Raw genomic sequence first — 2,205 nt, forward strand, 5'->3', positions numbered from 1 at the left:
TWRAAATTTTTAAATAAAAGACATAATTAATTAAAATTATAATTTGCTATTAGTATCTTTTTAAAAATATTTACAATTATTTTAATAGGTTATGCAAGAAGTCTACTATATCAGACATCCAGTTCTTATTTTTTGTAAATAATATTGTCACGATGTCAATATTTATATTTTTTAGATTTATTAATTTTTGTAGTTCTTACTTTTGCTACAATTCATAAAACACCATCAATATCAAGCAATAAAATTGTTTTCTGACCATTATTTAATTCAACCATCGAATAGCGTTTGTTTTGTTTGTTTCAAATTAATGATAAAATTTTATAAATGACATGGTCAGTTGCATAAGCAACTCATTGAAAGAATATTAATAAAACTATTAAACTAAACATTAAATCAGTTAAGTAATGTGTTCTTGAAAGAATTTGCATAAATGCCATCATTGCAATATTTGCAATAAAAAACCCAAATATGAATCATTTTCAGCAAGTAATCTTTTGTTTACGTTTTTCATTCATGAAATATAACAAAAAACCATAAACAGGCATTGATGATGAATTCATGTGACCAGATGGAAATGCCTTATCACTTCAGTGATGTGTTCCTTCCCCTGCTTTTCCTAATAAGAAAGCTCAGTATTCAGCTTTAAAACCTTGAATTTGTCACCAATTTAAATATTCGGCATTAATAACATTAGTTGGTTTGTTTGTTCAACTATCTGGTAAATGGTCAATAACATATTGATAATCAACATGGACTCAATATGGTCGTCCAAAGAAAGTTTTCAAAAGTGGATCAAAAGTAATACCAAAAAGCACAAACACTACAAATATTTTTAAGGCATCAATTCAATAATTATTAGTTAATAAATCATCTCGTTTTGAAAATTTAACTCTTAAAAATCAAGCAATCCCGCCCATTAAGATAACTTCAATACTAAGTTGAATTGTCATTGCAACGATTGTGCTTGTTCCATCAAGACCAGATCAATAATCTCTTCCTTTACCACCAAAAGCAGAAAATGTTGATTGCTGATAAATCATTCGACTAATAATTAAGGTAAATAAAATTATAAATAAAGCATAAACAGTAATAATGATAATTGCTAAGAATTTAAATTTTGATTTATATTTGATATTTAAACTTTCTAATAAAATCCCTACTCCTGCAAACATAAATGGAACGGTCATTGTATAAGCTAGTTTATCTCAAAATAAACTTAATCAACTGACAACACCATTATCATTTAAATCACCAATTGCTTTTGCAATTTGGCGGTCTCAAATACTTCCTACAATAAAAAGTGTTATAACAACAGTTAAGGCAATAATTTTTAATATTTTAAAAACAAATTTGTTCTTACTATCTTTGTTCATAAATGCAGAACCGTCAACATAGAACTTTTGTTTGGTGTCTCTCGTAAAATTTCACATCTTCATGAAATCATTATAAAATAAAAAAATGTTTTATTTAAAAACATTTTTAACTTGGGAAAGAAATTCTGTTAGTTGTTCTTTTGATAATACTTCGGTAAAAAGATATTCACGAACCCCATTATCGGTAACTGTCATTGTTGTTGTATTAGCAATTTTTTTTAATTCTAAGACACTATTCCCCATCGCAACAGTATAACCAACAATTTTAGCAAGTTCAAGGTCATTATAATTATCCCCATAAAAAATAAACTGTTGTGGATCATACCCTTTTAAAGCACATAATTTTTTAAAAGCATGACCCTTATTAATATTTAATGCTTGAATATCAAATAAATCTTTTTGAGAGAAAACACCATCAGCTGCAGCTTTAAAGGGATGATAAATCGCTTGGACTTGCTCTAATTCAGTTGATGAATTAAAAGGGAATAAAATTTTTAAAACTTCAATTTCATTATTTTTTAATAACGCTACATAATCCGTTTCTGTATCAATTGGAATGCGATAATCATCATTATCTAATTGGGCATTATACTTTAGCATAAAAGCAATCCGACCAGATTCAGGATGACCATAAACCATATTAGCAGTATAAACAATGTGATCAACATTTGCTGCAATGGCCTTTGTTAACACCGCAAGAACTAATGCTTGTGGTAAAGGTTGTTGATATAATAGACTTCTTGCATAACCTATTAAAATAATTGTAAATATTTTTAAAAAGATACTAATAGCAAATTATAATTTTAATTAATTATGTCTTTTATTTAAAAAT

2 protein-coding genes are annotated in these 2,205 nt (G+C 26.9%); both read right to left on the reverse strand.

Going from position 1 to position 2,205, the window contains the following annotated elements:
• Positions 1–125: 125 nt before the first annotated feature.
• The gene (locus EHV01_RS04845) at positions 126–1,373 is read right to left on the reverse strand and encodes a phosphatase PAP2 family protein (protein ID WP_422066466.1); all 1,248 of its coding nucleotides are present in this window, start codon (positions 1,371–1,373) and stop codon (positions 126–128) included.
• A 90-nt stretch (positions 1,374–1,463) separates the two neighbouring features.
• Positions 1,464–2,162 carry an HAD hydrolase family protein gene (locus EHV01_RS04850; RefSeq protein ID WP_422066467.1) on the reverse strand — a complete coding sequence of 233 codons (699 nt, stop codon included), beginning with the start codon at positions 2,160–2,162 and terminating at the stop codon, positions 1,464–1,466.
• Between the last annotated feature and the right edge of the window lie 43 nt (positions 2,163–2,205).

Origin of the sequence: Spiroplasma sp. hy2 (assembly GCF_044714365.1) — a bacterium.
GTDB classification, from domain to species: domain Bacteria; phylum Bacillota_I; class Bacilli_A; order Mycoplasmatales; family Mycoplasmataceae; genus Spiroplasma; species Spiroplasma phoeniceum.